This window comes from Paenibacillus sp. H1-7 (assembly GCF_022354825.1).
GTDB lineage: Bacteria > Bacillota > Bacilli > Paenibacillales > NBRC-103111 > Paenibacillus_S.
Genome location: NZ_CP031168.1, coordinates 3986388 through 4008326 on the forward strand (window position 1 = coordinate 3986388; position 21939 = coordinate 4008326).

Here is a 21939-nt window from a genome sequence, read left to right on the forward strand (position 1 = left end):
TTATAATTAAACATCAGATGATAGGATCAATATGCTGTATTTTATCGATAGGAGTGGAGAAATCATGAACCATCAAGCTGTAATGCGTCAACCTGCATCCACCATTTATTCCGTATTATTCGCTATCAGCATCGTGCATTTGTTGAATGATGCCATACAATCCGTCATTCCGGCCATGTTCCCGGTATTGCGCGATTCTCTGCACTTAACATTCGCTCAGATCGGCTGGATAGGCTTCACTCTGAACATGACCGCCTCCATCATACAGCCTGCTATTGGATGGTATACGGATTCTCGTCCTAAGCCTTATTTGCTACCTGTCGGGATGGGATTTACATTAGCCGGCATCGTCGGACTTGCTTTCGCGTCTTCGTACGGGCTGCTGCTGCTATGTGTTGTTTTGGTAGGCATCGGATCAGCCGTTCTGCATCCGGAATCGTCACGTGTAGCTCATTTGGCCGGCGGTACGCGTAAAGGTTTCGCGCAATCGTTGTTTCAGCTAGGCGGCAATACCGGTCAGGCCATTGCTCCTGTGCTGGCTGCGCTTATTTTTATACCGTTGGGGCAAAAAAGCATTCTCTGGTTTTCGGTTGCTGCTATAACGGCTATTGCCGTCCAAATGTCCATCTCCCGCTGGTATGGGAATCACCTACATACAACAAAACGGGACAAAACGGCCGGAGCTGTCCCAACCGAGAGCAGGCTGTCGCGCGGAGCGGTCGCTGTGGCGATGGGTGTACTGATTTTCATGCTGTTCTCCAAATTCGTTTATATGGCCAGCATGACCGGCTACTATGCGTTTTACTTGATGGATAAATTCCAGATGACCGTTCAAACCGCTCAATATTATTTGTTCGCTCTTCTCATAGCCGGGATGGCAGGAACCTTTATGGGAGGTCCACTCGCCGATCGTTTCGGCAGGCGCAATACGATCTGGTTTTCGATCTTGGGAACGGCGCCTTTCTCCATCGCATTGCCGTTTGCCAATCCATTCTGGTCCATGGTCTTGTGCGTTTGTATAGGCCTCATCCTGCTGTCAGGATTCTCTGTTATCGTAGTGTACGCTCAGGAGCTGCTGCCGGGAAAAGTCGGTACGATCGCAGGATTGTTCTTCGGACTTGCATTTGGTCTCGGAGGTATCGGCTCCGCATTACTCGGCTATTTGGCCGATTCGGCCGGCCTGGAGACAGTCATTCGAGTCAGCGCCTTCCTGCCGCTGCTCGGGCTGTTGGCTATCCTGCTGCCTTCCGATGAAGTGCTGACAGGGACAAAGACACCCGCTATGGACAGCTCATCTGTAAACAGCTGATCCTGTTAATCGTTCAGAGCCAGACAACAATTCGTTCGCAGGTCGCGATCCGGCAAGCGAATATTGGATCCGACAATTCACTGCTTCATCTCCAATAGATAACAAAATCGTAGAAGCTCTGTGAAGATCGCATTTTGATCGCTTCATGGCGGATAGGCGGAAGGCTGCATAAGGATCCGTTCTCCAAGGCAAAATATAGAAAATAATGCATTGAAGGAGGGGCGGACAGTGACAAAACCAGAGGACATCTATAACGAAACGACGAATACGGCGGGAGGCATAACGACTCCGGCTGATCAGGAGGATTGTGCTTCGACGGATATGATCAGCAATGCGGTCGCGGAAATGATGGATCGCATCCAGGAAGATTTTATCGGGGAGCCGGAAGACGACAAGCGGCAGCATTACAACAACGAACGCAATAGAGTATAACTCATGGAACAACGGGTAATACTAAGCTAATGTGTAGAACACCTTCTGCTTACTCCGTATAGAGCTGCGCCATTGCAGCTTTATGCGGTTTTTTTATTGTAAAATCGCAATACTGCCCGACGGCAGGGAGTCCTTTCCGACATTTGCATCATGCCAGCAAAAGGTTTTTCCCCATTTTGGGACAAGGTGGATTATAATGTAGAGAGTAATCTAAAACTTAATACATAAAGAAAGACGGGCCAAGCTTATGCAAAATAAAAATGTCATTATTTTAGCTATCTTCTATGCCTTTATTTACATGAGCACCGGATCGTTCTCTTCTTACATCGGTGTATATTTTACGGAGCAGGGGATCGGTCATACGGAAATCGGAATCCTTACGTCTATCGGTGCTGTTGTAGGATTGATCGCACAGCCTTTATGGGGACTGGCGGGGGACAGATCTAAGACGAAAAACCGTGTGCTAACGATCTGTACGCTGTTCGCCGGATTAACGGTATGGCTGGTACCGTGGGCAGGGACGCTGTTCTGGCCGCTGCTGGTTGCGATGGCCTTGTTCAGCTTGTTCCAGATCGCCATCAATCCGCTCAGCGACGCGATTACATTGGAGCTGTCCTCGAAAGGAATCGTCCGTTTCTCCACCATCCGGACATTCGGCTCGGTAGGCTACGCCATCATTTCCATTGTTGCAGGATGGTTGTTCGCAAGACATCTGGATTCGATCTTTATGGTTACATCCTTTATCATGCTCGTCTGCTTCCTTATCGCTTTGGGAATTCCGAAGGTGGCCGGGCATCAGAGCGGCAAGAACAAGGTCAAGATGACGGAAATGCTCAAAAGCAAGCCTCTGATCCTCCTATACGGCTACACGCTGATCCTTTCGACAACGATGGGATTTTTGTGGTCTTTTCAGGCGATTTACAGCAAGGAGCAGGGAATCAGCTTGGAGGTGATCGGAATCGGTCTTGCGATCGGATCGTTCACGCAGTTTCCTTTTATGATTTTCTTTCAAAAGGTGTATGACCGTTTCGGTATCCGGAACATATTGCTTTTTTCAGGATTGATTCACACTTTGCGCTGGTGCTTGTATGGCTTTGCTCTAACGCCGTTTACTTATATTTTAAGCTGGGTACTGCACGGAGGCACCTATATCATGTTCTATATGTGTCTTGCTGAATATGTGAACCGGAACGTAGTGAAAGAGCTGAAGGCTACCGGTCAAATGCTGAATTCCGTGATCCAGCTCAGTGCGGGCAAAATTATTGGAGGCATGTTCGGAGGCATTATTGCGGCTCAATTAGGTTTCCGCCATTCGTTTATTATGCTGGCAGTGTTAGCCGGCGCTTCCACTGCCGCTTTTTATTTGGCTTGCCGAGTGTTCGGAGTCTTCTCCGAGTCGAAACGAAGAGCCATCGGACAGCAGACTACGCTGGCCAAGTAAAAATGTAACCACTGATGACGTTTTCTCTCAACAGTCAAGCCCCTTGTCGCCGACGAGGGGTTTTTCAATGAAAATGTACGTTTTCAACCAGATAAAGGATCTCCTGTCCGCATGATCACAGTCAGAGAAACAGTAGGCACATAAAGCACATGTCGTCACGGCAAAGCAAAAGCTCATGCATTGCTCATTTTCCGGCGGATCATGGAAATAACCATTAATCCTACTGGATAAAGAATAAGGATGGCTAACGAATAAAAAGGAGAGTCTGTCGTGAAAAAATGAATCAGCTCGTTTAAGTTGGGAGTAACCCAAATACTGGTCACAATGATAACAAGCCCTAATGGATAGACGAGCGGACGATAGTCGTTTAGGTTCAGCCATTGAGCTATCCCGAGTGCCAGCGCATAGTACCATAAGGAGATTTGGACAAAGCCCCCGAGCACCCAAATGACCATCACTATGGCGTCCATATGTTCAATGAAATTGGCAAAGCTGATGTAGGATGCCGCTTCGAATACGGGAAAGTGAAAGGAGCCGGTTAAGTTTCCGAACAGAAACAGACTTGAGATATTGGTTATGACCATCATTACCATCATACCCAGAACCGATAGAAAGCCCCATTTCAGCGTCTTGCTCCGATCCGATACATAGGGGTAAAGAAACGAAATAAGAAAGAACTCCATAAACCAGGTATGCGGCAGTACGGAGCCTATGATCGAAGGCATGATGCCGTTCTCCATAATCGGAAACATCCGGTACGGCTTCAAATCCGGAATCAGCAAGATAGTGATGCCCAAAAAGATCAATAAAATAAAAGGCAAAAAGATTTGTGTCGCACGGGCTATGGCCTCGAGGCCGCATCGAACCGCTATGGCACAAACAATAATGAGACTTGTCATAATAATTATGCTGGGAGTTCGTAATAAGAAAGAGCTGACGATAAATTCGCCGTATTCCCGAGTTATTAACGCATTTCCGTGAATAAGGAAGTAAAGGATGAGCAAGCCTCCGAGCCTGCCGAAATAACGTCCCAATATGGATATGCTGTATTGAATGACAGTGTATTGAGGATACCACCGGTTCAATATCCACGACACAGAGATAACAACAAATCCGCTAATGGAGCCCCAAATAGGCGATATCCACATATCGCGCTCCGCCTGCTGCGCAGTAATCGCAGGGACGATAAGAGTCGACGTCGCTCCGATCATAAGGAACATCAGCATCCCCATCTGCAATGAGGAGATTTTACCTTTTTCTATCATTGCAGCCTCCAATCCCGGCGTATTCTACACGCTTCCAGTCTTTGCCTAGTGTTACCTGAATTGAGGTGCTGTAAACGCGCTGTTACCCTGTCCAAGCCTCATTTTTAACTATAACTCTCATGTCAGGTTACCTGCTTTAATCCATGATACCATATTCCATTTTGGATTCGTTATGAGAAAAGGAGCGCTTCAATAGCCCGGAACAGGGGATTCTAAGCGCATGTTAAGCCGTTTCAGGCGATAATTTATATTTTTTTGTTATAAAACATAACAAATCAGTTGCATTTCAATGAAGTAGATGTTATATTAAGTGACATAAATTGAATATTTAGTTTACTAGGGTTCCGCTGACAGTCATTCATGTCAGGTCTGGTCCGAGGGTAAACCGTTTCTTGAGAGTCTAACGTACAAGGATTCAAGGGGAGCGACACGGACGGCTAAAATCCTGGGAGATATCATTCAGACGTAATGTCTGTTGGTATCTCCTTTTTATTTTATCTTTTTTAAGCACTGTTAAGGATAACAGCCGCAAAACAACCATTGGGAGGGGTAAATCAATGAATAGCTTATGGAGTATAACCATTCGTCCAGGCGGGAAATGGTCAGCCGTTGTAGGTCGCGGCAAGCTGGTTCGTTTCACCGCTTTGGAGAAGGGAGCGAACGTCTCGCTCGCCTTGTATAACGCTGACGACACGTCGGAACGGTACAATATGCCGGATACGTTGAAGGCGCAGCATACGGCCCATTTGACGAGAGGCAATGTGCTGATGAGCGATAACGGCCGTGTCCTGGCTAGTATCGTCGAGGATTCGCTAGGCTGGCACGATACGATAAGCGGCTACACGACGAGGCAGGTTACCGATGCCAAATACGGTGAGACGACATATCAGGAGCTTCGTAATGAGTGGCTTCGCAGCGGGCAAGAAAATTTTGCCGTGGAGTTATTCAGGAATGGAATGCGTATGCGCGACATGGTGCCTGTCGTCAATCTGTTCTCGAAGGTTTACTGCGATGAGCATGGAGATATGAGATTTGTAACTGACCATGCCGTCAAGGGATCGACGGTGACATTGCGCACCGAAATGGACACATTGATCCTTTTGTCCAATACTCCAAATCCGTTGGATCCAAGAACAGCCTACCCGTCCGTGCCTGTGCAAATTGATATTCGCTCGTCGGCACCTGTGGACGAATCGGACTTTTGCTTAAACTACCGCCCGGAGAACCGGCGTTGCTTTGAGAATACGTGGGAGTATTACACGCTGTATCCGCGAAAGTAACTGACTCGGAAATCGAGACGAATCACAAACGAATATGGTTAAGGAGGAGCTGCAATGGCTGTATTTAATCGAGTTGAAAGTCCCCGCAAGGCGGAGGAGGCCATCTATGATACAACGGTGCTGGCAGGAGACGGATGGACAAGGGAGCTGCTGCCGGGCCAAGTGCTGCGGATTGTCGATCTGGAAGGGAATCAGGCGGCGGATACGCTCTTTTACGATGCGGATCATCCGGAGGATCACTATAGCGCCGTATCGACCATCGCCGGTCAAGGCAACATTTATTTGACGGCGGGGAGCGTGTTGCGCACGGAGTCGGGCAAAGAGCTTCTTACCATTGTGGCCGATACATGCGGGCGTCACGATACGCTCGGAGGCTCGTGCTCGGCTCAAAGCAATACGGTTCGCTATTCGCCCGACAAGCTGCATATGCACAATTGCCGGGATACGTTCATGCTGCAATTGTCCAAACGGGATGGAGCTTATTCGAAGCGAGACCTCGCACCGAATGTGAACTTTTTTATGAATGTACCGGTAACTCCGGAAGGCGGACTTGAATTTGCAGACGGTGTATCGTCCCCGGGTGCTTATGTCGAGCTGAAATCGCTATGCCGGACACTGGTCCTTATCAGCAATTGCCCACAGCTAAACAACCCTTGCAACGCCTACAACCCGACGCCGATTCGGCTGTTGATTTGGGATCAATAACAAGCGCCCCGAGAGGAGAGGTCATCATGTTCAACAAAGTGCTCATTGCCAATAGAGGAGCGATAGCCGTTCGGGTCGAGCGGACGTTGCGTAAGCTTGGTATTGCCTCCGTGGCGGTATATACGCAAGCCGACCAAGACAGTCTTCATGTGGAATATGCGGATGAAGTGGTGCCGATCGGAGAAGGGCCGGTCAAGGAAAGCTATTTGAATGCAGAGCTTATACTTCAAAAGGCGATTGAAACAGGTGCGGAAGCGATTCATCCCGGCTATGGCTTCCTGAGCGAAAATGCCTCCTTTGCCCGCACATGCCGTGACAGGGGCATCGTATTCATCGGTCCGACTCCGGAGCAGATGGAGATGTTCGGGCTCAAGCATTCCGCGCGAGAAATAGCGGAGAAGGCCGGCGTTCCGATGCTGCCCGGAACCGCCCTTATAACCGAGCTGGATGAAGCGGTCAATGAAGCGGCGTCGATCGGGTACCCGGTCATACTGAAAAGCACGGCCGGCGGGGGCGGCATCGGCATGCGCGTTTGCGCCGACGAACCGGCGCTGCGGGAGGCATTTGATTCGGTGCGCCGGCTGGCGGAGACCAATTTCAAAAACGGCGGCGTATTCCTGGAAAAATATATTGCAAGAGCCCGGCATGTCGAGGTGCAAATATTCGGCAACCGGTTCGGCGAGGTTGTCGCACTCGGTGAAAGGGATTGCTCGATACAGCGCCGCAATCAGAAGGTTATCGAAGAAACGCCGGCTCCGTTACTGCCTGAGCATGTTCGAGCGGAAATGCTCGATTCCGCCAAACGGTTGGCCGCCGAGGTCGGGTATCGCAGCGCCGGGACGGTAGAATATTTGTACGATCCGCAAACCTGCGAATTTTACTTCCTGGAGGTGAATACAAGACTCCAGGTAGAGCATGGCGTAACGGAAGAAGTGCTGAAGGTGGATTTGGTGGAATGGATGATCCGGGAAGCAGCTGATAATCTGCGCGATTTGGCGTCACTGGTTCGGCAGCCTCAGGGGCACAGCATTCAGGCCCGCATTTATGCGGAGGATTGCTTGCACAATTTCCGGCCGAGCGCCGGTCAGCTGGACCGCGCCGTATTTTGCGACGATGCCCGCAACGAGACGTGGGTACGCGACGGTCTAACGGTAACCTCGCTGTACGATCCTATGCTTGCCAAAATTATCGTACATGGCGCAAACCGCGCGGATGCAATCCGCAAGCTAGCTGCAGCGCTCGAGCAAACCCGTCTGTACGGCATCACGACCAACCTGCAATATTTGCAGGCGCTGCTTCAGGATAAGGATGTGCTCGATGGCAATGTGTATACGCAGCTGCTGAACGGCTTTGAACCGGCGGAGCATGCGCTGGAAGTCGTTGACGGAGGAGTTCAGTCGACGGTACAGGACTATCCCGGCAGGACGGGACACTGGGATGTCGGTGTGCCGCCGTGCGGACCGATGGACCCGCTGGCGTTCCGAATCGGCAATAAGCTGCTTGGCAATGACGACTCCGCTCCGGGGCTCGAGTTGACGCTTCGCGGAGGAGCTTACCGGTTCCGTCAGGAGACGTGGTTTTGTATTACTGGAGCAGACATGCAGGCGACGCTGGATGATGTGCCTGTATCGATGTACAAACCGGCCTTTGCCGGAAAAGGCCAGCAATTAAGCTTCGGCGAAGCCGAGGAGGGGATGCGCGCGTACTTGCTCGTTGCCGGCGGCTTTGATATGCCGCACATTCTCGGAAGCGCGTCGACGTTCACGCTCGGCGGCTTCGGCGGGCATGGCGGACGGGCGCTGCGCACCGGCGATGTTCTCGGTATTCGCAAGATGGCGGCCAAGAACCCGGTATACAGCGGGTTAACCGCAGCGGATCGGCCGGCCGTATCGAGGGAATGGACGATAGGCGTGATCCCGGGGCCGCATTGCACGGAGGAGTTTTTGCGGCCGGAATATTTGCGCCAGCTCACGGATACGAGCTGGGAAGTGCATTTTAACAGCTCCCGTACGGGAGTGCGCCTAATCGGTCCGGCGCCGCTGTGGACCAGAGAAGACGGTGGAGAAGCAGGGCTGCATCCGTCGAACATTCATGACAATGCCTACGCCATCGGTACGCTGGATTTGACGGGCGACATGCCGATCCTGTTAGGTCCGGACGGGCCGAGTCTCGGGGGCTTCGTATGCCCGGTAACTACAGCGACTGCCGAGCTGTGGAAGCTCGGTCAGCTGCATCCGGGCGACAAGGTGCGCTTTCAGCTTGTTACGCTGCAGGAAGCTGAAGCGATGCGGCATGTGCAGGAAGCATATTTAGCTGGCGTCGGGGAAGGGAAACGGACGGAGCTTCAACTATCGGCGCTGCCGAAACATGAGTTTGAATCTAACACGGAGCTAACACCGGATTATCCTTTGTTAGCTTATGAAGCGGAGCATCGCCGATTCCCGATCACCATTCGCTGCTCCGGAGACCAAAATCTGCTGGTTGAGTACGGCCGGTTGGAGCTGGATTTACTCCTGCGTTTCCAAGTACACGCCTTAATGGAAGCTATCCAAACCAAGAGCGACATACCGGTGCTTGATTTGACGCCGGGTATCCGTTCGTTGCAAATTCATATCGATCCGCTGCAAATGACGGTAACCGAAGCTTGCCGCAAAGTGCTGGAGATCGATAGGCAGCTGCCGCCGTTGGAATCGATTCGGGTCCCATCGCGAATAGTCCGACTGCCGCTATCCTGGGACGATCCCGCTACACAGCTCGCGATTCAACGCTATCAGCAGACAGTCCGGCCTGACGCGCCTTGGTGCCCGAGCAATCTCGAATTCATCCACCGGATCAACGGGCTCGACAGTATCGATGACGTGCAATCCATTGTATTCGATGCAAGCTATCTCGTCCTTGGCTTAGGCGATGTGTACTTGGGCGCGCCGGTAGCCACGCCGATTGATCCGCGTCACCGGCTCGTAACGACCAAATACAATCCGGCTCGTACATGGACGCCGGAAAATGCAGTCGGTATCGGCGGAGCCTACATGTGCGTATATGGAATGGAAGGTCCCGGCGGCTATCAATTCGTCGGACGAACGATCCAAATGTGGAATCGGCTTCGCTCCACCGAGAGCTTCCAGCCGGGCAAGCCTTGGCTGTTGAGATTTTTTGACCAGATCCAGTTTTATCCGGTAGGAGCCGATGAGCTTCTTAAGCTGCGTGAAGATTTCTTGCGCGGAAGGTACGAGGCGGACATTACGGAAACGACGTTCGATCTCGGAGAATATTTGCAATTCCTCGAATCCATCAAGGAAAGTGCGGATCGATTCCGCGAGCAGCAGCAGCGTTCGTTCCAGGCGGAGCGGGAGAGCTGGAAGGCTCTCGGCTTGGCGGAATATGTATCGGAACAGGATCATGACAAGGCTGCAGAGGAAGAGGAACTCCCGGAAGGTGCGGTAGCAGTCCGCTGCACCATGCCGGGAAGCGTATGGAAGGTTCTCGTCACACCGGGGCAGCTGGTCAAGAAGGGGGAGACGGTCATTATCGAGGAAAGCATGAAGATGGAGTTCCCGCAGTTCGCTCCGTGCGACGGATATGTTCAGTCGGTCTTCGTCCAACCTGGCGACGAGGTTCATGCAGGTCAATTACTAGCCGGAATTGCGCTGGAGAAAGAGGTGTTGAGCAAATGAAGACGAAAGATGCGCCGGGCGCCTTGTCCATAGGCCGACTTAGAGAGCAGTATTTGAATGGCGAGACGACACCCGAAGCCGTCATTTCCGACATTATTCAGCGTGCAAATGAAGATGTGGAGATGAACCTGTGGATTACGCCTCCTACTATGGAGTGGATTCGGCCCTATCTGGACCAGCTGAATGCTATGGATCGGACCAAAGCGCCATTGTGGGGAATCCCTTTTGCAATCAAGGACAACATTGATCTGGCTGGATTGCCTACAACCGCAGGATGCCCTGATTATTCCTTTATCCCGGAGGAGCATGCAGCGGTAGTCGCACGGCTGATCGAAGCCGGAGCGATCCCCGTCGGCAAAACGAATCTGGACCAGTTCGCCACGGGCCTTGTAGGCACAAGAAGCCCCTATGGGGAGACGCACAACGCGCTGCGCCCCGAGCTTATTAGCGGCGGTTCCAGCTCCGGCTCAGCTGTCGCTGTCGCTCGCGGCCATGCCGCCTTCGCGCTTGGTACCGATACTGCCGGCTCCGGCCGGGTGCCGGCGGCGCTGAACCGGCTCGTCGGATATAAGCCGAGTCTTGGAGCTTGGCCGACGAAAGGTGTCGTTCCGGCTTGCGCAAGTCTCGATTGCGTGACGGTTTTCGCCCGCAACCTTGAAGATGCACTGGTCGTAGACAGCGTTGCCAGAGGGTTGGAGGCTTCCGATCCGTGGTCGAGAATGGTTGCTGGACCTGCTGTGAAGCTTCCTGGCAAAATCATATTGCCGAAACATGCATTGACGTTCTTCGGTCCCTTTGCCGACGAGTACCGGCATGCCTGGAATGCTTCTGTTGCGCAGTGGGAATCTCTAGGTATTCCGATCGAATATGCTGAGATTGAATTGTTCTCCAAGGCGGCGGCCATCTTGTATGAAGGACCTTGGGTTGCGGAGCGTTGGGCGGCACTAGGCGGCTTCCTAGATGCTCACCCCGGCGCAGCGAACCAGGTAACGGAGCTTGTGCTGCGTTCCGCCACATCGGCGGAATATGACGCGACGGCGGTCTTTCAAGCGATGCACGACCTTCAAGTGTATAAGCTGGAAGCCCGTAAGCTGCTTCAGGATGCTGTTCTCGTCCTGCCGACCTCCGGCGGAACATGGTCCCGAGAGCAAGTAGAGCAGGATCCGGTCGCAACGAATCGGGACATGGGACGATATACGAATCATTGCAATTTGCTTGATTTGTGTGCAGCTGCCGTACCGGGTGAAGATGCAGGGGAGCAGTTGCCGTTCGGCATTACCCTTTTCGCGTTAGCGGAGAATGAAGGGCTTGTTTGCGGAGCTGCTGAGCGTTTTATGAACAGGGGGACGCCTATCGGACATGCTGAACCGAATGGACTGAACCAGGTGAGTGCGGCGCCGGACCGCGAACCGACGACTCTCGTAGCCGTATGCGGCTTGCATATGCGCGGGTTTCCGCTGGAGAAGCAGATGGTTGAATGCCGCGCGGCCTTTATTCGCGAGGAGTCGACGGCTCCACGGTATCAGTTCGTCAAGCTGCCAACGGTACCGGCCAAGCCAGGGCTAATCAAGCTGCCTGAGGGAGGCTCTTCGATCCGCTTGGAGGTATGGGAAATGCCGCTTGCTTCCTTCGGCCGTTTTGCCGCGTCTATCCCGGCCCCGCTTGGTATTGGTAAAGTCGAGCTTGCCGACGGCTCGGAGGTGCCTGGTTTTGTATGCGAGGCTTATGCAGCGGAAGGGGCGGAGGATATTACGGCTTCCGGAGGTTGGCGGCAGGCGGAAGCCTGAGAAGATCCTTTTTTCATTGATAAAGCTGGTAAAAGGGATCCAATGCCTTCATAATATTGGAACGAAGGTAGTAAAAGAGCTGCATCTCGCTGCATGGTGAAAAAATATATCGAGATCGGATTAGGAAATCGCTGGTTCGCGAGAACCGAGTATGAACGGGAAGACGGGACCGAGTTCGAGAGGCGAGGGATGGATTTTCCCAATAAGTTCGAATCCGTCTATTTAAGAATCTGGATGGGCAAACGCGTTCTTATTTGGGATAGCAAAGAAGGAATGAGACTACTCTTAAATCCAGTCGTAAACTGAAGGTGGTATTAGGTATTTCGGGTACGGAATAGGAACCTTGCGAGGACTCCAAATTCATTTTGGGGTCTCTTTTTTTGTTTCCGGAAATTGGCTCGAGTGGTATAGTGAAGGGAAGCGGGACTGTGGGGAGATACGGAGTAACGCTATTGGGTAGATGTTCATAAGAGATGGTAAGCGTAACAACAAATTATGGAACAGGTGAATACTTATTAAATTACTATTTGTTTGCAGCCGCAATAAATGGCGGAGTTTAACTGCGGAGAAGATTTTTGAAGGATATAACGGGTACGAGGTCAAGTCCGCCGGGACAGAGGATAGTGCAAGAATCAAGGTTACCGAGGGGCATATAGGCTGGGCCGATCTTATTTTTGCAATGGAGAAGAAGCACATAAGAAGACTTCAAGACAAATTCCCCTACAAATTGGCTGGTAAGAACGTGATCTGTCTCGATATCCAGGATGATTATCAGTTTATGGATGAGGATTTAATAGAAGTCTTGAAATCGAGAGTTTCCGAGCATATCGACATACCGGAGTAGATATAAGATCTCCTTGTTACATTTTTGACGGAAGAAGGGATTGGAAGTTGACGACAAAAAGCAGATTGATTCAAGAAAGCGAGCTGGAGAGCTTATTGACGCTCTATAACTATTTGCAGCCTAACGATCCGGAGCTGACAACGGATGAGGAGCTGCTGCAGCATTGGCAAGAAATCATGAATGATCCCGGCATGAACATTATTGTAGTGGAGCACGAGGGAACCTTGTCGCGACATGTGTTCTGGTGATCATCAAAAATTTAACAAGGAACGCAAGACCGTACGCTCTTATTGAAAATGTAGTGACCCACGGAGAGTATAGACGGCAAGGCTTTGGCCGAATGGTCATAGAAAAAGCGATCGAGCTTGCTTCAGAGGCAAACTGCTACAAATTAATGCTGCTTACAGGATCTCAAAAAGAGGAAATCCATCAGTTTTACGAAAATGTAGGTTTTGTCAAAGGGAAGAAAACCGGGTTTATCAAGAGTATGATGTAAAAGGATGATCGTATGAACATTTCCTTTTTATCCAAGGATGAATACCTTGTCCAGGATGTCCTAGTCCGTGATTTATTGAACAGTACCTTTGTCGTATTCGATCTGGAAGGCACCGGGATTGATTTTGCAACCGAGTCGATAACTCAAATAGGCGCAGTGAAAGTAGAAAACGGCACCATTCATGCAGCTGCACCGTTCGAAAGCTTAGTTCAATCGTCCAAGCCTATTCCAGCAGCAATTGAAGAACTGACAGGCATTTCGAATCAGGAAATGGCCGATGCACCCAAGTTCCCGGAGGTGTATAAGCGTTTTGTAGAATTTATTGGGGACGCCGTTCTCGTAACGCAAGCCGGTTATGAATATGATGTGCCCATGCTTCAGAAATATTGTGAAACGTATAATGCTCCCCCGTTGACCAATACCGTTTTGGATACGAAAGTGCTTTTTGCCAACCTGCATCGGGATGTACAGGACGTAATATCGACCGACTTTTTAATCCGGTATTACCATATACAAACCAGCGATTTGAAGAGACATGATGCTCTGGACGACTGTATACTTATTGGCAGAATTCTATTAGGTATATTGAATGAATATAAGGAAAAATCGATATCTTCGTTACATATAGACGGAGATGGATTAAGGGTTAAGCGATTTATCATACCCGCGATATACTTGAACGAAAACAACAGCCATACCGATTCTACTGTTTAAGGAGAGGATTCTTATTTACACGCATAGAGCTTTATCCGATGCAGATTTACATTCGATCTGCAGCTTTCCGCAAACGGCTGAGGAGTTGTTTTATATTGGTCCCAAGTTCGTGTTCCCCCTTACGCCCGATCAAATCACTAGTTTACTTGCCAACCGCTTTGAGCCCACAGTGGTCATCGAGGAAGGCACGGGGAACGTTGCTGCATATGCCAATCTGTATGATAGAAATGAGCAGACTTGCTGGCTTGGGAATGTCATTGTTTCACCGGAATATAGAGGCAGAGGAGCGGCGGAGTATTTACTTAACACCATGATGAGAAAAGCAAGTCAGCTCCATGGTATGCACAAGCTCACGCTATACTGTCATAATACGAATTCGCGGGGTCTAGCATTTTATCATAAGCATGGATTTAAGCCGGTTGATATAAGAATAACAGCGACGGATGCCGGAAAGTCAATTATATCGATCCAAATGGAGAAGGCTTTAGTCTGATTATGGGTGTCATAACGGGGGGAAGCATCATGAAGCGGTCCTTTTTTTTGCTCTTATTGAATCATCCGGCTTTTGGCATCTCCAAGTACTGCAGAATCTTAATACTTAAGAATTGCCTCGTCGGCAGTTCTTTTTTTTGTCTATCAAGATGCGATTCTATCATAAAAATCCATTGTACATACCTTAATGCGCCATCTCTCGCGTTATGGTATTCTTTTTTGCCGCCGCTCTATACTCTAACATGGAAAAACCACTGACCGCTATTCATAGGCAGGAGGGTGAAACACCGACAGAGGAAATAAAAGATTAATATATGGTATAATCAGGAAAAAGTAACGAAAAAAGATCAGGTCGTTGGCATGATCGGCGTTCGGCTCGTGCATTACTATGAGGCAGATGGGGTGGCAGCGCAGATTTCGGCATTAGTCGCAAGACATGATTATCAAGGAAAAGGAATTGGAAAGCAGCTTATAGCCTATGTGGAGAAATGGGCGTTGGAGCAAGGATGCAGCAGTCTATATTTGACAAGCGGACTAAAGCCCGAACGAATGCAAGCGCATGAATTTTACAAAAAGCTCGGCTTTCAAATAACCGGATATCGATTCGTGAAGCCGTTATCAGGTTCACTAAATTCAGCTAAATGAGGAAAAATGTTATGCGTCCTAATAACTTATGGAAGATGATCTTTATTGTTTATGTAGTTATGCTGCTGCTTTTTGTAGTAATAAAATTTGGCGATGCACTTGAAACGATTGCCAGAATAAAAGCAGGCAGAGAATTAGGGATATATAATTACGATTTTTCATTCAGAGCGCTAGCCTACTATCTTAAAAATATAAACGAGCCCTTTGCGTATAGGAATATTATAGGAAATACAGTGGTCTTCGTTCCGCTGGGATTTCTGATTCCGATTGTTACAAAAAATTCCAGTTCGTTCTCAAGAACGCTGTTCATTTGTATACTCAGCATAGTCGGAATCGAAACGTTTCAGTTGGTCACCTTGGTTGGATTTTTTGATATTGCCGACATTATCCTAAACACGATGGGCTGTTTCATTGGTTGGATGGGATTCCGGGTCATGTTAGGTAAAAAACATTCACACAGAGCACAAAGACGGAGTTATCAACGCTAGATGCGTTGGAGAGCAAAGCCATGGAACGATCACAATATCAGAGGATTTTTCCACAAGATCGCTAGTTGTATGAAAAAATGGTGAAGATTACAATGGGTGTGACAAGTTTTCCATCGTTTGGAAAGCCTCAATAATCAATAGAGAAAGGGATAGATTCATGAGTATTGGAATCAAAGTAAGGCTAAGCTGTGCTCCGGAAACTCCGCTTCCCACCGTATCGAGATTGGAGCTGGAAGAAGCTGTATTTCAACGGCTGGAGGATTGGACCGGCAACATGGAGCTACTACTTGTTCACGAGTCCGGTCTGGAGCTTGCCTGCCAGCTAAGCCGCACAGCCATGTCTGCCTCCCCTGACGCGATGGGGGAAGAGCGGGCGCTCTATCTATTGTTGACGGAATGGCCAGCCGGGAATGAAAATTCGGAGCTGATCTTCTCTTTTGCCAAGAAGCCCAAGCCGGAGGCGGCACTCATCGAGAGATCCAACAATCCTTGGAAGCACATGCCTGGGGTGTATCTTGATCATCAGGAGGAAAATGCGAGGGTAGTTGTGAGTGTCCAGGGCGCATTGTTCACCCGATATCTGTATTCGCTTTATGTAGGAAAGCCGTATTATTACCCCATGATCGGACCCAATGGGAAAACGCTGATTCAGGACGCTCCGGACGATCATCTGCATCATCACGGTCTATGGTGGGGACACGACGATGTGAACGGTCACAAGGTGTACCACGAATTTCGCGGGGAAGGGCGGCAGCTTCATCGCAAGTTTCTCGCTATGTTCGGCGGTCCTGTCTTCGGACAAATTACGTCGCAAGTGGAGTGGGTTGGCGAACAAAGTCAGCCTCTGCTAACCGAGACGCGCAGTGTGCGTATTTATAACATGCCCCGTGAGGCAAGGTATGTGGATCTTTGCACGGAGCTGCATGCGGTGAACGGCGATGTTCGATTCGGGGATACGAAAGAGGGCGGGTTTCCTTTCGTCCGTGTTAACGAGCAGATAAACGGCCATCATACCGGAATGTTGACCGCCGCGAACGGTAACAGGGGAGAAGCAGGCATCTTCGGGACATCAACCGAGTGGGTTGATTATAGCGGAACGGTTTATCGTGATACGGATGCCGGAATCGCGATGTTCTCCCATCCTGAGAATGAATCGTATGCATCCCAATGGTTTGTCCGTGACTACGGCCCTTTTACTCCAGCGAATTTTCATTTTTGCGGTGGTATGGATGTGCCTGGCGGCAGTACGCTGCGCATGAAGCATCGTTTGTATTTGCATCAAGGGGATGTTACTAGCGGCAAAGTGAAGGAGCGCTATGAGGAATATATCCGGCAGCTGCCGGCTGAACTGATTTTGTAGCAATAGCATCTTATTGTGGTCCGTCCGTAATATGAAATCTCTAATAGCTGCACCCCGATTGTTAATTACAACTTACAATCGGAGGTGCTTTTTTGTATGAGTATATTTCATAACAGGCGGCAAACTTCAGTGAAAATGATTATAACTGAACTTACTGTTGTCTGCAGACCCATGCAGGTATAATCTGGAACTGCCTTCTACGAGGGCATTGATAATGTTACAGATTGGGGCGACGATATGTTTGTTATTAAATCGATTACTGAGTGTCCTCAGCGCAAAAGGGAGCTTACTGAATTTGTAATTGAAAAGTGGCCGCAAGTGAAAAAGGTCGTGCTCCCAACCATTGAAGAAAGTGTAACCTCTGCAGGTGTGTTTCCATTTACATTTTTGCTATTAAAAAACGAGAAAATAATAGGATTTTATCAATTAATTGAGCAGGAATTTGTAACCCGAAAAGATATATCGCCCTGGATAGCACCCTTGTTCATCGACGAGAATGAGCGAGGGCAGGCGCTAGGCGCATTTTTGCTGGCGCATGCAAGAAAAATAGCCGGGCAATTGAACTATGACAAGGTTTATTTGGCGACAGACCATATTCGTTACTATGAGAAATACGGATTCAGGGAAATCGGATTGGACATGTTCGAGTGGGGGCGACCGACCAAACTATATGAGCATGACACTATCAAGTAATTTTTTAATCGCTGTATAAGCAGTTATGAAATAATAGCATTAGTAAAATTTTCCTAGACCATTTATTATTACCAGAGGGGGTGTTCAATGGACTGGGAAAGAGATTACGACGCAAACCTTCGTCATGTGCGGCAAGTATATTTAAAACTGTACTCTCTCGAATTTTCAACTGATAGTTTAGGATAGGGAGATAGGATTAAATTCATCGAATGAATCATTTATATATAGGGGGACGATCCGCATGAGAAGGCAAACACTCAAACGAGCGTTTATTAATACAGCTCCTGCATCCAAGTGGAGCAATAAAAACTGGGTGGTGCTTGGTGACAGCATATCGGTAGTGACCGGGCTAACCGAAAAATTTTATCATGAGTACATCCAGGATTCCATTCCGGGGTTGACAGTGTATAATCATGCGATTAGCGGAACGGGATATTATTGCAATGTACGCAGCAGAATTTATCAGGTTATTGACTCATTGGAAAACGATGCCGATTTAATCACGATATTCGCTGGAACGAATGATTGGAACGAAAATGGCGGTACACCAATGACGCTGGGGAATCTGGGGGACACCGATCCAACCGAATCGTTTTATGGTGCTGTTGATTACACCTTGCGCCAGCTGGTCACGAAGTACCCGACAAAAACTATTGCTGTGTTTACACCTCTGCCGCGAGACAATAATTGGGGCGTAAAATCGACGGGCGTTACGCTGGAACAGGTAGCGGATGCTATTAAGCGAACTTCGCATCGTTACTCGATCCCAGTACTTGATTTGTATAATGAAAGCAATTTCTATGCATGGGATAGTAATTTTAACCGTTATGCGATGCCCGATGGTCTGCATCCTAATGCGAATGGTCACAAGATTATAGCGAATAAGGTGTTAAGCTTTCTTAATTCCTTGTAAGAAATCAATTAATTAATTGAATAGTTGATAAAATAGCTTGACGATAAAATGCCTTCTTGCATATAATTCAACTATTGCATTGAATAGATTGGAAAGGAAGAGAGGCATGAACGATTCCCCAGTACGAGAATTTAAAGATGATTTGTATCGGCAATTTGCTCGAATCGGGAAATGCTTGTCCAGTGATAAACGGTTAGAGCTTATGCACCTGCTATCACAAGGGCCAAAATCGGTGGAGAAGCTGGCTCAGGCTACGGAGATGACGGTGGCTAACGTTTCCAGACATCTTCAGATCTTGCTTGATGCCAATTTGGTCAAATTTAGCAAAAAGGGCAATTTTGTTATTTACACTCTTGCTGACGCAGATATCAATGGATTTTTGACTTCCATGTGGAGACTTTGTGAATCTCAGCTTGCGGACATACCCCGCATTAAATCGAGTTTTATGAACCAGTATGAGGATTTGGAGACACTTTCTCTTCATGAAGTGTTAACCAAAATGGAGGATGGCAGCATTATTTTGCTGGATGTTCGCCCGGCTGAAGAATTTGAGGCGAAACACATTCCGGGAGCAATTTCCGTCCCATTGGAGGAGCTTCATCATTATCTCCGAGAGCTGCCCAAAAGTATTCAGATCGCAGCTTATTGCCGCGGACCTTATTGTGTGTATGCGGCACAGGCGGTGGAGGAAATGCGCCGGGAAGGTTTTACAGCATTCCACTTGGAAGAAGGGGTTAATGAATGGCAGGAATATCAAACACAGAATCATTAAAGCCGATTTATTTGGATAATAACGCCAGTACGCCGGTGGCTCCTGAAGTGTTTCAAGAAATGCTGCCGTTTCTGCAGCAGCATTACGGCAATCCATCCTCTTCGCATTGGGCTGCAGCGTCACTCCAAGAGACGATTGAAATGGCCAGAAGCCGGATCGCTTCAGCTATTGGAGCTGCCACTAGGGAGGTTATCTTTACAAGCGGAGGGACCGAAGCCAACAACCATGCTTTAAAAGGAGTTTATTTTGCGTCACGACATCGCGGGTCTCATATTATTACGACGACGATTGAGCATCCGGCGATTTTAAACCCTTGCAGCTTCCTGGAAACGCTAGGCGCTGAGGTTACCTATGTCCCGGTTGACGGATTGGGGCGGGTATCGCCTGAAGCTGTGGAGCGAGCGATCCGTAACGATACGATCCTGATTTCCGTCATGCACGCCAATAGCGAGGTAGGAACGATCCAGCCGATCGGGGAAATTGCCAGGATCGCTAAGCGATACGGTATTCTTGTACATACGGATGCAGCACAGTCCTTTGGCAAAATTCCCGTCCATGTCGATGAGCTTGGCGTAGACTTGTTGTCTATCGCTGGCCATAAGCTTTATGCACCTAAGGGTGTAGGAGCGCTATATGTTCGTAACGGCACGGAGATTTCGCCGTTTGTACATGGAGCTGGACACGAATCGGGCAGACGGGCGGGAACCGAAAATGTGCCATATCTCGTAGCGTTAGGGAAAGCGGCGGAGCTGGCAGCCGAAAAAGTCAATGATCCTGCTGTACGAGTACTTAGGGATGCATTAAAGGACGGGCTGCAAGCTGTCTTTGGCCATCGTGTTCAGTTCAATGGCGACCCCACGCTGAATTTGCCCAATACGCTAAACGTTAGTTTTTTGGGGATGAATGGTCAACAAATTTTGAATCAATTTCCGGAAATTGCTGCTTCGACCGGATCCGCTTGTCATTCGGGGAGCACATCGCTTTCCCCCGTGCTGCGTGCGATGGGGATCAGCGAATATGAAGGCTTAGGAGCCATCCGATTTAGCTTAGGCCGATACACAACGAGGGAAGAAATCGAGACGGTCGTTGCATTGTTCGCAGAGCGTCTTCCTTCAACCTAGTAATTGAGTCTTCGATACCCATCTCCATGCGGACCACGTGTCAGACGCGAGGAGAGTTTTTTTACTTCTATCAAACTATTCAATTAATTAATAGAATAAGAGGGGGTGCGATTGATGGATGAATCCATAGCAAAGAATCAAAGTTATCCTGGCGGGATTCAAGCCTATGTTGAATCATTCGAGAAACAGAGGCAGCTGTACAAAAGAACGATGGTCATCGTTATCCTATCACAAATTTTTGGCGGTGCAGGGCTGGCCGCAGGGATCACCGTTGGGGCATTACTTGCGCAAGACATGCTGGGAACGGACAGCTATGCCGGGGTTCCTGCCGCCTTATTCACGTTAGGCTCTGCTGGCGCAGCACTTCTGGTCGGCCGTCTCTCCCAGCGTTATGGACGACGGTTTGGATTGGCAACGGGGTTTTTGGCAGGCGGACTAGGGGCCATCGGTGTTGTCTTGGCTGCTGTATTGAATCATTTGCCACTGCTGTTCTTGTCCTTATTGGTTTATGGGGCAGGTACCGCGACGAATTTGCAGGCGCGTTATGCCGGCACCGATCTAGCACTGCCTACACAGCGTGCAAAAGCCATCAGTACAGCCATGGTATTCACAACTTTTGGTGCGGTTGCCGGTCCTAATCTTGTTACTGCCATGGGAAAGGTAGCGATCTCGGTGGGCGTTCCTGCTCTGGCTGGTCCGTTTATTCTAGCGGCTGTGGCGTATATTATAGCCGGGTTGGTGCTTCTGTTCATGCTTAGACCCGATCCTTTAATTGTGGCAAGGGCCGTTGCGGAATCGCAATTCGTAAACGAGAAGCGCAGCGAGGCAAAGAACGGGGAACATGCAACAAGCTATAAATCAGGCTTGATCGTAGGTGCAACGGTGATGGTACTGACCCAAATTGTCATGGTTGCCATAATGACCATGACCCCGGTTCATATGAGGCATCATGGACATGGACTGGGGGATGTCGGCATTGTCATCGGGATTCATGTTGCAGCGATGTATCTTCCTTCCCTCATCACCGGTATTCTGGCTGATAAATATGGGCGAACGGTGATGGCTTACGCTTCCGGCGTAACCTTGCTTCTGGCGGGCTTAGTGGCTGCCATTGCACCAGGGGATTCGATGGTTCTGCTAGTAGTTGCGCTTGCGCTTCTAGGACTTGGCTGGAATTTCGGCTTGATTAGCGGCACGGCTACGATAGTTGACTCAACACCGCCAAGTGTTAGGGCTAAAACACAAGGGACAGTGGATGTTTTAATAGCTTTGTCGGGAGCCTCCGGCGGTGCGTTGTCCGGTATGGTTGTTGCCAGCTCAAGTTATTCCACGCTTTCTCTGCTTGGCGGCTTCCTTTCCTTGCTTCTGATTCCGGTCATCATTTGGTCGCGCAGGAGCAAAAGAGAGAGACAGTGAGCGATAGCATCCGTTACATGTTGTAGTAAAGAAGGATCCTTTTTTCTAGTCTTGATAAAGGGATCAGCATCTCGAACAAGCTTATATTCAAG

22 protein-coding genes and 1 riboswitch are annotated in these 21939 nt (G+C 49.3%); of the genes, 21 read left to right on the forward strand and 1 reads right to left on the reverse strand.

Annotated elements, in window-relative coordinates:
• The first annotated feature begins 64 nt into the window (after nucleotides 1-64).
• The 3 genes from DVH26_RS17640 to DVH26_RS17650 all read left to right on the forward strand — a co-directional run bounded on the left by DVH26_RS17640 (nucleotide 65) and on the right by DVH26_RS17650 (nucleotide 3182).
• Nucleotides 65-1309 carry an MFS transporter gene (locus DVH26_RS17640; RefSeq protein ID WP_239635075.1) on the forward strand — a complete coding sequence of 415 codons (1245 nt, stop codon included), beginning with the start codon at nucleotides 65-67 and terminating at the stop codon, nucleotides 1307-1309.
• A 228-nt stretch (nucleotides 1310-1537) separates the two neighbouring features.
• Entirely contained in the window at nucleotides 1538-1741 is a 204-nt protein-coding gene (locus tag DVH26_RS17645; RefSeq protein ID WP_239635076.1) for a hypothetical protein, read from the forward strand.
• Between the two features lie 247 nt (nucleotides 1742-1988).
• Entirely contained in the window at nucleotides 1989-3182 is a 1194-nt protein-coding gene (locus DVH26_RS17650) for an MFS transporter (RefSeq protein ID WP_239635077.1), read from the forward strand.
• A gap of 173 nt (nucleotides 3183-3355) precedes the next feature.
• On the opposite strand, the gene DVH26_RS17655 is transcribed toward DVH26_RS17650, so the two are convergent.
• A complete protein-coding gene (locus DVH26_RS17655; RefSeq protein ID WP_239635078.1) occupies nucleotides 3356-4447 on the reverse strand; it encodes a GerAB/ArcD/ProY family transporter in 1092 nt (363 codons plus the stop codon).
• A 325-nt stretch (nucleotides 4448-4772) separates the two neighbouring features.
• A riboswitch (guanidine-I (ykkC/yxkD leader) is annotated at nucleotides 4773-4901 on the forward strand.
• Nucleotides 4902-5004: 103 nt separating this feature from the next.
• Between DVH26_RS17655 and DVH26_RS17660 the strand changes: the two genes are divergently transcribed.
• From DVH26_RS17660 to DVH26_RS17745, 18 genes are all read left to right on the forward strand, one after another.
• Complete coding sequence (locus tag DVH26_RS17660) at nucleotides 5005-5727, forward strand: urea amidolyase associated protein UAAP1 (RefSeq protein ID WP_239635079.1); 723 nt, start codon at nucleotides 5005-5007, stop codon at nucleotides 5725-5727.
• A gap of 54 nt (nucleotides 5728-5781) precedes the next feature.
• Nucleotides 5782-6432, forward strand: a complete 651-nt coding sequence (locus tag DVH26_RS17665) for an urea amidolyase associated protein UAAP2 (RefSeq protein WP_239635080.1) — start codon at nucleotides 5782-5784, stop codon at nucleotides 6430-6432.
• Between the two features lie 26 nt (nucleotides 6433-6458).
• Nucleotides 6459-10106 (forward strand): urea carboxylase, encoded by a 3648-nt coding sequence (uca, locus tag DVH26_RS17670; protein WP_239635081.1) that lies wholly within the window; start codon nucleotides 6459-6461, stop codon nucleotides 10104-10106.
• Complete coding sequence (gene atzF, locus DVH26_RS17675) at nucleotides 10103-11893, forward strand: allophanate hydrolase (RefSeq protein ID WP_239635082.1); 1791 nt, start codon at nucleotides 10103-10105, stop codon at nucleotides 11891-11893. Before uca ends, atzF begins: the two co-directional genes overlap by 4 nt.
• A 93-nt stretch (nucleotides 11894-11986) precedes the next feature.
• Nucleotides 11987-12199: a DUF3977 family protein gene (locus DVH26_RS17680; protein WP_481857596.1), complete on the forward strand. Its 213-nt coding sequence runs from the start codon at nucleotides 11987-11989 to the stop codon at nucleotides 12197-12199.
• A 208-nt stretch (nucleotides 12200-12407) separates the two neighbouring features.
• The gene (locus tag DVH26_RS17685) at nucleotides 12408-12737 is read left to right on the forward strand and encodes a low molecular weight protein tyrosine phosphatase family protein (RefSeq protein WP_239635408.1); all 330 of its coding nucleotides are present in this window, start codon (nucleotides 12408-12410) and stop codon (nucleotides 12735-12737) included.
• A 47-nt stretch (nucleotides 12738-12784) separates the two neighbouring features.
• Nucleotides 12785-12985, forward strand: a complete 201-nt coding sequence (locus DVH26_RS17690; protein ID WP_239635083.1) for a hypothetical protein — start codon at nucleotides 12785-12787, stop codon at nucleotides 12983-12985.
• The gene (locus DVH26_RS17695) at nucleotides 12982-13233 is read left to right on the forward strand and encodes a GNAT family N-acetyltransferase (protein ID WP_239635084.1); all 252 of its coding nucleotides are present in this window, start codon (nucleotides 12982-12984) and stop codon (nucleotides 13231-13233) included. The genes DVH26_RS17690 and DVH26_RS17695 overlap by 4 nt, the downstream gene beginning before the upstream one ends.
• Before the next feature lie 12 nt (nucleotides 13234-13245).
• Complete coding sequence (locus DVH26_RS17700; protein ID WP_239635085.1) at nucleotides 13246-13947, forward strand: 3'-5' exonuclease; 702 nt, start codon at nucleotides 13246-13248, stop codon at nucleotides 13945-13947.
• 85 nt (nucleotides 13948-14032) lie between these two features.
• Nucleotides 14033-14440, forward strand: coding sequence for a GNAT family N-acetyltransferase (locus DVH26_RS17705; protein WP_239635086.1), 408 nt, complete (start codon nucleotides 14033-14035; stop codon nucleotides 14438-14440).
• Between the two features lie 359 nt (nucleotides 14441-14799).
• Nucleotides 14800-15084 carry a GNAT family N-acetyltransferase gene (locus DVH26_RS17710; protein ID WP_239635087.1) on the forward strand — a complete coding sequence of 95 codons (285 nt, stop codon included), beginning with the start codon at nucleotides 14800-14802 and terminating at the stop codon, nucleotides 15082-15084.
• 11 nt (nucleotides 15085-15095) lie between these two features.
• Complete coding sequence (locus DVH26_RS17715; RefSeq protein ID WP_239635088.1) at nucleotides 15096-15572, forward strand: VanZ family protein; 477 nt, start codon at nucleotides 15096-15098, stop codon at nucleotides 15570-15572.
• 157 nt (nucleotides 15573-15729) lie between these two features.
• Complete coding sequence (locus DVH26_RS17720; RefSeq protein ID WP_239635089.1) at nucleotides 15730-16932, forward strand: DUF6807 domain-containing protein; 1203 nt, start codon at nucleotides 15730-15732, stop codon at nucleotides 16930-16932.
• A gap of 237 nt (nucleotides 16933-17169) precedes the next feature.
• Entirely contained in the window at nucleotides 17170-17625 is a 456-nt protein-coding gene (locus DVH26_RS17725; protein WP_239635090.1) for a GNAT family N-acetyltransferase, read from the forward strand.
• Nucleotides 17626-17866: 241 nt separating this feature from the next.
• Nucleotides 17867-18538 carry an SGNH/GDSL hydrolase family protein gene (locus DVH26_RS17730; protein WP_239635091.1) on the forward strand — a complete coding sequence of 224 codons (672 nt, stop codon included), beginning with the start codon at nucleotides 17867-17869 and terminating at the stop codon, nucleotides 18536-18538.
• A 106-nt stretch (nucleotides 18539-18644) separates the two neighbouring features.
• A complete protein-coding gene (locus DVH26_RS17735) occupies nucleotides 18645-19310 on the forward strand; it encodes a metalloregulator ArsR/SmtB family transcription factor (protein WP_239635092.1) in 666 nt (221 codons plus the stop codon).
• Nucleotides 19280-20431: a cysteine desulfurase family protein gene (locus DVH26_RS17740; protein ID WP_239635093.1), complete on the forward strand. Its 1152-nt coding sequence runs from the start codon at nucleotides 19280-19282 to the stop codon at nucleotides 20429-20431. The genes DVH26_RS17735 and DVH26_RS17740 overlap by 31 nt, the downstream gene beginning before the upstream one ends.
• A 114-nt stretch (nucleotides 20432-20545) precedes the next feature.
• Entirely contained in the window at nucleotides 20546-21847 is a 1302-nt protein-coding gene (locus DVH26_RS17745; RefSeq protein ID WP_239635094.1) for an MFS transporter, read from the forward strand.
• Nucleotides 21848-21939 lie beyond the last annotated feature (92 nt).

Excerpts from the sequence above, each read along its gene's own strand:
- DVH26_RS17640 (WP_239635075.1), top strand. The coding sequence starts at position 65 with ATGAACCATCAAGCTGTAATGCGTCAACCTGCATCCACCATTTATTCC.
- DVH26_RS17650 (WP_239635077.1), top strand. The coding sequence starts at position 1,989 with ATGCAAAATAAAAATGTCATTATTTTAGCTATCTTCTATGCCTTTATT.
- DVH26_RS17655 (WP_239635078.1), bottom strand. The coding sequence starts at position 4,447 with ATGATAGAAAAAGGTAAAATCTCCTCATTGCAGATGGGGATGCTGATG.
- DVH26_RS17660 (WP_239635079.1), top strand. The coding sequence starts at position 5,005 with ATGAATAGCTTATGGAGTATAACCATTCGTCCAGGCGGGAAATGGTCA.
- DVH26_RS17665 (WP_239635080.1), top strand. The coding sequence starts at position 5,782 with ATGGCTGTATTTAATCGAGTTGAAAGTCCCCGCAAGGCGGAGGAGGCC.
- uca (WP_239635081.1), top strand. The coding sequence starts at position 6,459 with ATGTTCAACAAAGTGCTCATTGCCAATAGAGGAGCGATAGCCGTTCGG.
- atzF (WP_239635082.1), top strand. The coding sequence starts at position 10,103 with ATGAAGACGAAAGATGCGCCGGGCGCCTTGTCCATAGGCCGACTTAGA.
- DVH26_RS17680 (WP_481857596.1), top strand. The coding sequence starts at position 11,987 with ATGGTGAAAAAATATATCGAGATCGGATTAGGAAATCGCTGGTTCGCG.
- DVH26_RS17700 (WP_239635085.1), top strand. The coding sequence starts at position 13,246 with ATGAACATTTCCTTTTTATCCAAGGATGAATACCTTGTCCAGGATGTC.
- DVH26_RS17710 (WP_239635087.1), top strand. The coding sequence starts at position 14,800 with ATGATCGGCGTTCGGCTCGTGCATTACTATGAGGCAGATGGGGTGGCA.
- DVH26_RS17715 (WP_239635088.1), top strand. The coding sequence starts at position 15,096 with ATGCGTCCTAATAACTTATGGAAGATGATCTTTATTGTTTATGTAGTT.
- DVH26_RS17720 (WP_239635089.1), top strand. The coding sequence starts at position 15,730 with ATGAGTATTGGAATCAAAGTAAGGCTAAGCTGTGCTCCGGAAACTCCG.
- DVH26_RS17725 (WP_239635090.1), top strand. The coding sequence starts at position 17,170 with ATGTTTGTTATTAAATCGATTACTGAGTGTCCTCAGCGCAAAAGGGAG.
- DVH26_RS17730 (WP_239635091.1), top strand. The coding sequence starts at position 17,867 with ATGAGAAGGCAAACACTCAAACGAGCGTTTATTAATACAGCTCCTGCA.
- DVH26_RS17735 (WP_239635092.1), top strand. The coding sequence starts at position 18,645 with ATGAACGATTCCCCAGTACGAGAATTTAAAGATGATTTGTATCGGCAA.
- DVH26_RS17740 (WP_239635093.1), top strand. The coding sequence starts at position 19,280 with ATGGCAGGAATATCAAACACAGAATCATTAAAGCCGATTTATTTGGAT.
- DVH26_RS17745 (WP_239635094.1), top strand. The coding sequence starts at position 20,546 with ATGGATGAATCCATAGCAAAGAATCAAAGTTATCCTGGCGGGATTCAA.